The following is an 8139-nucleotide window of genomic DNA, read 5'->3' on the forward strand; positions in this document are numbered from 1 at the left end:
ATTTTTGGAGCAAAATTATGGATCGCGCACTGTTTCTTGCCATGAGTGGCGCTAAGCAAAATATGCAAGCTTTGCAGCTACGTGCAAACAACCTTGCCAACGTAAGTACAACGGGTTTCCGTGCTGATTTAGCACAGGCACGTTCAATGCAAGCGTATGGCGAAGGCATGCCTACTCGTGTTTTCAGCATGACAGAGCGTCCGGGTCATAATTTCGCTCAGGGTAGTGTGGTTACTACTGGCCGAGATCTAGACGTTACCATTCAAGGTGATGGTTGGATTTCAGTGATGGACAATACTGGCCGTGAAGGTTTAACACGTAACGGTAACCTAAGGGTTGACCAAAACGGTTTACTAACCAACGCAAGCGGTCACTTAGTGCTTGGTGAAAACGATGCACCAATCACGCTGCCAATCCCAATCAGCAAAGTAGAAATTGGTACAGACGGTACGATTTCGGTGATTCCTCAAGGCGCTCCAGCTGAAGAATTGGCCGTGGTTGATCGTATTAAGCTTGTACGTCCAGACAACCAAAGTTTGTTTAAAGACACGAATGGTCTATTCCGTTCGAAAAACCCAGATCAGGCATACGAAGCAGATGCAGCGGTAACGTTGCTAAAAGGTGCTATCGAAGGCAGTAACGTAAATGCCGTAGGTGAAATGACCAGCCTAATTGACTTACAACGTCAGTTTGAAATGCAGGTCAAAATGATGAGCACAGCAGAGGAAATGGACAAGTCGTCTGATTCACTGCTTCGTATGAGCTAATAGAATTTAAAGGACATTGCTATGCATCCAGCATTATGGGTAAGTAAAACGGGTTTAGACGCCCAACAAACCAATATCTCAACGATTTCGAACAACCTTGCCAACGCCTCGACCATTGGTTTTAAAAAGAGCCGCGCTGTATTTGAAGATCTGTTCTACCAGAATATTAATCAACCGGGTGGTCAATCGTCTCAGAATACTGAGCTGCCAAGTGGTTTGATGCTGGGTGCTGGTTCTAAGGTCGTCGCGACTCAAAAAGTGCACACTCACGGTAACGCACAAACGACATCTAACAGCCTAGACATGATGATTGAAGGCGACGGTTTCTTCCAAGTTGAAATGCCAGACGGTGAAACAGGTTACAGCCGCAATGGTCAGTTCACACTGAACGGTGAAGGCGCGATCGTAACGTCGGGCCAAGGTTATCCTCTACAACCAGAAATTGTGATTCCTGAAGACGCGATCTCGGTAACGGTTGGTAACGACGGTGAAGTATCGGTTCGTCTACGTGGCGAGCAAAACAACGTCGTGGTTGGTCAAATTACCATTACTGACTTTGTAAACCCAGGTGGTCTAGAGCCAGTAGGTCAAAACCTTTACTTGCCAACTGGCGCGAGTGGCGACCCACAAGAGGGTGTACCGGGCTTTGATGGCCTGGGTAACATCCGCCAATCGATGCTAGAAACATCGAACGTAAACGTAACCGAAGAGCTGGTAAACATGATTGAAGCTCAGCGTGTATACGAAATGAATTCGAAAGTTATCTCGTCAGTAGACAAGATGATGAGCTTTGTTAACCAACAGCTGTAATTGGTTTATTCGCCGTTTACTTTTTTAATTAATCTATCTGTTTTTGCTAATTGACCCATTTACCACTGCCTGCTGAGAGTATATCGCCATGAAACGTATTTTTTGTTTAGCCCTGTTAGCTTCGATGACTGGTTGTACAGTACTGGATCCAATTGAGACGCCAGCACAAGAGAACGCGACCACAGTGGTTGATGCGGTTGAAGGCGATAAGTCGGCAGAAGAAAGTTCAGGAATTATCGACACGCTTCGTGGGCGAACCGATCCAATTGCTGGTGACCCTGCATGGGCGCCAATCAACCCCAAGCAGAAGCCAGAGCATTATGCAGCGGCAACGGGCTCACTGTTTAATGTGAACCACATTGGCAGCATGTATGACGATTCAAAGCCTCGTGGTATTGGTGACATCATCACTGTAGCGCTAGATGAGAATACTCGAGCGACCAAAAAAGCCAACGCAGACATGTCTAAGTCGAATGATGCATCGATGGAGCCGCTGGCTGTTGGTGGTCAAGAGCTGACGATCGATAAGTACAACTTCTCTTACGATCTGAGCAACACCAATACCTTCGCTGGTGATGCGTCAGCCAACCAAAGTAACAGCATCAGCGGCTATATCACCGTAGAAGTGATCGAAGTATTAGCCAATGGCAACCTAGTGGTTCGTGGTGAGAAGTGGATGACACTGAACACAGGCGATGAGTATATCCGCCTAAGCGGCACCATCCGTCCTGATGATATTGATTTTGAAAATACCATCGCTTCAAACCGTGTTTCTAACGCACGAATTCAGTACTCGGGCACGGGCGTGCAGAAAGATATGCAAGAGCCTGGATTCTTGGCACGATTCTTTAATGTATCTCTGTAGAGCTTGATAGGACGACGACATACTGACAGCCTCTATCACTGAGCCACATTTAGCTAAGCTATTATAAATTAAAGCAATACAGACAGGTTACTCAATGAAAAAACTGACACTCGTACTATTCGGCATGCTATTTCTTGCCACCAGTGCCCATGCTGCGCGAATCAAAGACGTGGCAAAAGTGGCGGGTGTTCGTAGTAACCAACTTGTCGGTTATGGTTTGGTCACGGGCTTGCCGGGTACTGGTGAGACAACTCCCTTTACCGATCAAACATTTAACGCAATGCTGCAAAATTTTGGCATCCAATTGCCGCCCGGCACTAAGCCAAAAACCAAAAACGTCGCGGCTGTTATTGTGACTGCTGAACTGCCAGCATTCTCTAAGCAAGGCCAAGAAGTTGACGTAACCGTTTCTTCTATCGGTTCAGCAAAAAGCCTTCGTGGTGGTACCTTGCTACAGACCTTCTTGAAAGGTCTAGACGGTCAAGTGTATGCGGTCGCGCAGGGTAACTTGGTGGTAAGTGGCTTTAGTGCACAAGGTAACGACGGTTCTAAGATTGTCGGTAACAACCCTAACGTTGGTATCATCTCTAGCGGTGCGACGGTTGAACAAGAGATCCCAACGCCATTCGGTCGTGGTGACTACATCACCTTCAACCTAATCCAATCAGATTTCACAACGGCTCAGCGTATGGCTGATGCGGTTAATAATTTCCTAGGCCCACAAATGGCTTCAGCGGTAGACGCAACTTCAGTAAAAGTTCGTGCACCGCGTGAAATCAGCCAGCGTGTAGCATTCTTGTCGGCTATCGAAAACATCGAGTTCGACCCTGCTGAAGGCTCTGCAAAAATCATCGTCAACTCTCGTACAGGTACGATTGTGGTTGGTAAGCACGTTCGCCTAAAAGCGGCGGCGGTCACCCACGGTGGTATGACGGTTGCAATTAAAGAAAATCTAAACGTAAGCCAACCGAATGCATTCTCTGGTGGCCAAACGGTAGTGGTCCCTGATTCTGATATCGAAATCACGGAAGGCGATGGTAAGATGTTCAAATTTGAACCTGGCCTAACGCTGGACGATTTGGTACGCGCAGTCAATGAAGTGGGCGCTGCACCTTCTGATTTAATGGCAATCCTTCAAGCACTGAAACAAGCGGGTGCGATTGAAGGCCAATTGATCATTATCTAAGGAATAAAGCATGATTAAGAATAACAATGACATCGGCTTTATTCACGACATCGGTAGTTTAGACCGTCTTCGTCAACAAGCGGTAAACGGTGAAGAAGGTAGCGAGAAAGAAGCATTAACCGCGGCGGCAAAACAGTTTGAATCGATTTTCACCTCGATGTTGTTTAAGTCAATGCGCGATGCTAACTCGAGCTTTAAGTCGGATATGTTGAACAGCCAGAACGAGCAGTTCTATCGTCAGATGCAAGATGACCAAATGGCGAGTGAGTTAAGCGCTTCAGGTTCATTAGGTCTTGCAGATATGATCGTGGCTCAACTAAGCGCTGGCCAAGCAAGCGATACGTCTGAAGAGAAGGTTCGCAGTGAAGGCTTTGATGCTTCATTGCAAAGACCGCAATATTCAGGCCGTTCGGAAGAGCGAGCGTCAGACGTTCAACCTGCGCAAGCAGCAAAACAGCCAGTATCCTTTGATTCTCCAGAATCGTTTGTGACCTCAATGAAGCCTTACGCGGAAAAAGCGGCAAGTGCGCTTGGTGTGGACTCGTCTCTTCTATTGGCACAAGCTGCCCTTGAAACGGGTTGGGGTTCTAAAATGGTTAAGAACTCTTTGGGCAACAGCAATAACTTATTTAACATCAAAGCAGATAGAAGTTGGAAGGGCGATAAGGTCGCGACTCAAACTCTTGAGTTCCATGGCAAAACCGCCGTTAAAGAGTCAGCTTCCTTCCGTTCTTACTCTAATTTCGAAGATAGCTTTAATGATTACGTGAAGTTCTTGAACGAAAATCCAAGATACGAAACGGCGCTACAGCATCAAGGCAATTCAGAGAATTTCATCAAAGGTATTCATCAGGCTGGTTACGCAACTGACCCTAACTATGCAGACAAGGTTTTACGAGTTAAAGCCAAGATTGATGAGATGAACTAGCGTCATAAATCAACATAGAGAGCTTGCTACTGGCAGGCTCTTTTCTTCTCCGCCCCTTCAGTTCTTACGCGTAATCCATAGTTATCTCCTTACACTTCAATAAATTATCGTCTTTTAATTTCCTATTGTTTTTGTTGGCATATATATTGCATTTATCTTAGTAATATACGGTTGTAGTTAATCAGTTCATTCTGGTTTTGTTAAGTTTTTTGGGGGCATTATGGCGTCGGATCTTCTGAATGTAGGGGCACAAAGTGTTCTTACGGCTCAGAGACAGCTCAACACCACAGGTCATAACATTTCTAACGCTAACACAGAGGGCTATAGCCGCCAGTCTGTGATTCAAGGTGTGAATGACCCGCGCCAGTACGGTGGGCAATCCTACGGTATGGGGGTACATGTGGAAAATGTTCGCCGCTCTTGGGATCAGTTTGCCGTCAAAGAACTTAACTTATCGACAACCAATGCCGCCAACAAAGGCGATACCGAAGCCAACCTCGATATGTTGTCGAGCATGTTGTCGTCGGTCGCTTCAAAGAAGATTCCAGAAAACCTCAACGAATGGTTTGATTCCGTTAAGACTCTCGCCGATACCCCAAATGATGTGGGTGCGCGTAAGGTCGTGTTAGAGAAAGCAGGGCTTGTAACTAAAACCTTGAATGAATTTCATGAAACAGTTCGTCAACAGTCTGATTCTACGAATAAAAAATTAGATATGGGTATCGAGCGAGTTAACCAACTTGCGTACGAGATCCGTGATGTTCAGCGTTTAATGATGCGAACTCCTGGGCCTCATAATGACCTACGAGATCAGCATGAAAAGTTGATTAATGAGCTTTCTGGTTACACCAAAGTTACGGTGACACCACGCTCAAATGCCGAAGGGTTTAATGTCCATATTGGTAATGGCCATACCTTGGTCTCTGGTAGTGAAGCGAGTCAGCTGAAGATGGTTGATGGCTTACCCGATGTACATCAGCGCCGCCTAGCGATTGTTGAAGGTAAGTCTTTAAAACCGATCACCAGCAGTGATATCGACGGAAAAATCGGCGCCATGCTAGACATGCGTGACGAACATATCCCAGCAATCATGGATGAGCTTGGTCGTTTGGCGACCGCGTTTTCATATGAGGTCAATAGTCTTCAAGAACAAGGTTTGGATCTTAACGGCAACGTAGGTAAGGACTTGTTTACCGACGTGAACTCAGAGCTGGTGGCAAAATCTCGTGTCACGGCTAGCGGGCAATCGAAAGCCGATGTTGCGGTATACATTGATGATACTTCTGCCTTAAAAGGCGGTGAGTATGGACTGAAATACGATGGCAGTGATTATGTCGTGACTAAGCCGAACGGTGAGACCGTTAAGATGGCGACCGACTCTAGCGGTAGTGCTTTTTATCTTGATGGCATGCGAGTGGAAGTACGTAACCCTCCTGAATTAGGAGAGAAACTGTTACTGCGTCCAACGCGTAATTTTGCTGCGCAGATTCATATGGAAACCAAAGACCCGAAAGACATTGCTGCGCAAAGTTATGAGGCATCGACCACGTTTGCCAAGGGTACAGCGGGATTTAAAATCCTAGAAGCAGGTCAACTGCGTGAGTTTGAAGTGATTGTCTCACCAAAAGGTGAGCAGTTTGCTGTGACGGATCCGAAGGGTAACATTTTAATGCAGCCTCAACCGTATCCGCCACAAGGGCCAGTGACCATCAACGGTACAACGTTTGAGCTCACACCCGGTGCGGTGGCAAATGATAAGTTTACGGCAAACCTTGTCCCATCAGAAGGTGACAACGGTAACCTGCGTAAGCTACAAGATCTTCAAACAGGAAAGCTGTTGAATGATGGTGAGTCTACGATTTTAGACCTTTACCACAACTTGAATACTAATACGGGCTTGAAGTCTTCAACGGCAAATCGCCTGAGTGATATTGCGACATTAGAAAAACAGTCGGCTCAAGAACGTATTGCTTCTATCTCGGGAGTAAACCTCGATGAAGAAGCGGCAAACATGATGAAATTTCAGCAAGCGTATATGGCTTCTTCACGTATCATGCAAGCAGCCAATGATACGTTTAACACTATTTTGGCTCTGAGATAGGAAGGTATAAATGTTGAATCGTATCTCTAGCTTCCATAATTATCAGTCAGTACAAAACGACTTGCGCCGTCAAGAGAACAAGGTGCATCACAACCAAGCACAACTTGCTTCGGGTAAGAAGTTACAGTCGCCAAGTGATGACCCATTAGCGACGCACTATTTACAGAACATTGGTCAGCAGTCAGAACAGCTTAAACAGTATGTCGATGCGATTACTCTAGTCAGAAACCGTCTTGAGCATCATGAAGTATTGGTTTCTAACACTGAAGGCTTTGCTGATGAAGCAAAACGAACCGTGATGGAAATGATCAACGGTGCGCTTTCTCCGGAAGACCGTTTAGCTAAGAAGCGTGAAATTCAAGAACTGGCGAATAACTTCCTGCATTTAGCCAACTCTCAAGATGAGTCGGGTAACTACACGTTTGCAGGCACTAAGCCGAAAAATCAGCCTTTCTTTCGAGATAACGAAGGGAATGTGACATATCAAGGTGATGACTACCAACGCAAGATGCGTGTGGCAAGCAGCTTTGAAATGGCAATGAATGATCCGGGCAGCAAGATGTTTATGGAAATAGACAACCCGTTCGGTGACTACGAACCTCAGTACGAGCTTGAACCTGCGTCTGAGTTATTGCTCGGGCGTGCGACCAACAGCGATGAAGATGGGTCTACTTATAAAGTGACGTTTGTCGACATGCAGACGGGCAATTTCGCTTATCAGCTTGAAAAAGACGGCGCAGTGGTTGCGGCAGAAGATTTTGATCCTTCGACAGGCATTGTTTATGAAGGGCTGAATATTCAAATCAAAGGCCAAATCACTAAAGGTGATTCGATCACCTTAGAACCACGAGAGACTTTCTCTATCTTTGATACGTTCAAAGAGGCTGCTGAGCAGGCTGAAAACCCGGTATCGGATGCATCAGCAACAGCGAAACTGCACCAAGTAACTGAAGAGTTCCACGCTGCGTTTATCCATTTGACCAAGGCAAGAACCGATGTTGGTGCACGCTTGAGTACTTTGGATATTCAAGAGCAACAACATGAAGATTTCAAGTTGTCTTTAGCAAAAGCAAAAAGCAACTTTGAAGACTTGGATTACTCGAAAGCGATCATTGAGTTCAATGAAAACTCTCGAGCACTACAAGCTTCTCAACAAGCGTTTGGCAAAACCAAAGACCTGACCTTGTTTAACTATATTTAATGATCAATCGGTATTTAATGGTGGCTTGTCGATCACCATGGCGTTGATTCCTTGCCGTATGTGCTATGCCATACGTGCGAATGACGCCACAGTTTGCCGCTTTTTTGTACGAAGCATGATGTTTCTAGAATAGCGGCAAAAAACGGCAATAAGGAAGGTGAATGTTTTTCATCTTCTAATAGTAGAAAATCATAATTGCGCAGTGTTGTTTGTAAGCTTCTGATTTTTAGATAATTAAAAAATTATTTATATGATATTAAACTTGGCATACAACTTGTATC

General features: G+C 45.6%; 7 protein-coding genes. All 7 read left to right on the forward strand.

The features are described from left to right. Positions 1-17: 17 nt before the first annotated feature. The 7 genes from flgF to flgL all read left to right on the forward strand — a co-directional run bounded on the left by flgF (position 18) and on the right by flgL (position 7858). Complete coding sequence (flgF, locus tag AB4623_RS16305; RefSeq protein WP_017056855.1) at positions 18-767, forward strand: flagellar basal-body rod protein FlgF; 750 nt, start codon at positions 18-20, stop codon at positions 765-767. Between the two features lie 21 nt (positions 768-788). Then, the gene (flgG, locus tag AB4623_RS16310) at positions 789-1577 is read left to right on the forward strand and encodes a flagellar basal-body rod protein FlgG (protein ID WP_017062259.1); all 789 of its coding nucleotides are present in this window, start codon (positions 789-791) and stop codon (positions 1575-1577) included. Positions 1578-1665: 88 nt separating this feature from the next. Further along, entirely contained in the window at positions 1666-2442 is a 777-nt protein-coding gene (gene flgH, locus AB4623_RS16315) for a flagellar basal body L-ring protein FlgH (protein WP_017062258.1), read from the forward strand. Between the two features lie 94 nt (positions 2443-2536). After that, entirely contained in the window at positions 2537-3628 is a 1092-nt protein-coding gene (locus tag AB4623_RS16320; protein WP_017062257.1) for a flagellar basal body P-ring protein FlgI, read from the forward strand. A gap of 10 nt (positions 3629-3638) precedes the next feature. Beyond that, on the forward strand, positions 3639-4556 hold the full coding sequence (gene flgJ, locus AB4623_RS16325; RefSeq protein ID WP_017064131.1) for a flagellar assembly peptidoglycan hydrolase FlgJ: 918 nt from the start codon (positions 3639-3641) through the stop codon (positions 4554-4556). A gap of 220 nt (positions 4557-4776) precedes the next feature. After that, entirely contained in the window at positions 4777-6657 is a 1881-nt protein-coding gene (gene flgK / locus AB4623_RS16330; protein ID WP_371720993.1) for a flagellar hook-associated protein FlgK, read from the forward strand. A 10-nt stretch (positions 6658-6667) separates the two neighbouring features. Next, positions 6668-7858 (forward strand): flagellar hook-associated protein FlgL, encoded by a 1191-nt coding sequence (gene flgL / locus AB4623_RS16335; protein WP_017064129.1) that lies wholly within the window; start codon positions 6668-6670, stop codon positions 7856-7858. Positions 7859-8139 lie beyond the last annotated feature (281 nt).

The organism is Vibrio sp. 10N.222.52.C12 (genome assembly GCF_041474215.1).
In the GTDB taxonomy this organism is placed as follows: Bacteria; Pseudomonadota; Gammaproteobacteria; order Enterobacterales; family Vibrionaceae; genus Vibrio; species Vibrio crassostreae_C.

Coding starts and splice junctions, on each gene's coding strand:
- flgF (WP_017056855.1), top strand. CDS start 18: ATGGATCGCGCACTGTTTCTTGCCATGAGTGGCGCTAAGCAAAATATG.
- AB4623_RS16320 (WP_017062257.1), top strand. CDS start 2,537: ATGAAAAAACTGACACTCGTACTATTCGGCATGCTATTTCTTGCCACC.
- flgG (WP_017062259.1), top strand. CDS start 789: ATGCATCCAGCATTATGGGTAAGTAAAACGGGTTTAGACGCCCAACAA.
- flgL (WP_017064129.1), top strand. CDS start 6,668: ATGTTGAATCGTATCTCTAGCTTCCATAATTATCAGTCAGTACAAAAC.
- flgJ (WP_017064131.1), top strand. CDS start 3,639: ATGATTAAGAATAACAATGACATCGGCTTTATTCACGACATCGGTAGT.
- flgK (WP_371720993.1), top strand. CDS start 4,777: ATGGCGTCGGATCTTCTGAATGTAGGGGCACAAAGTGTTCTTACGGCT.
- flgH (WP_017062258.1), top strand. CDS start 1,666: ATGAAACGTATTTTTTGTTTAGCCCTGTTAGCTTCGATGACTGGTTGT.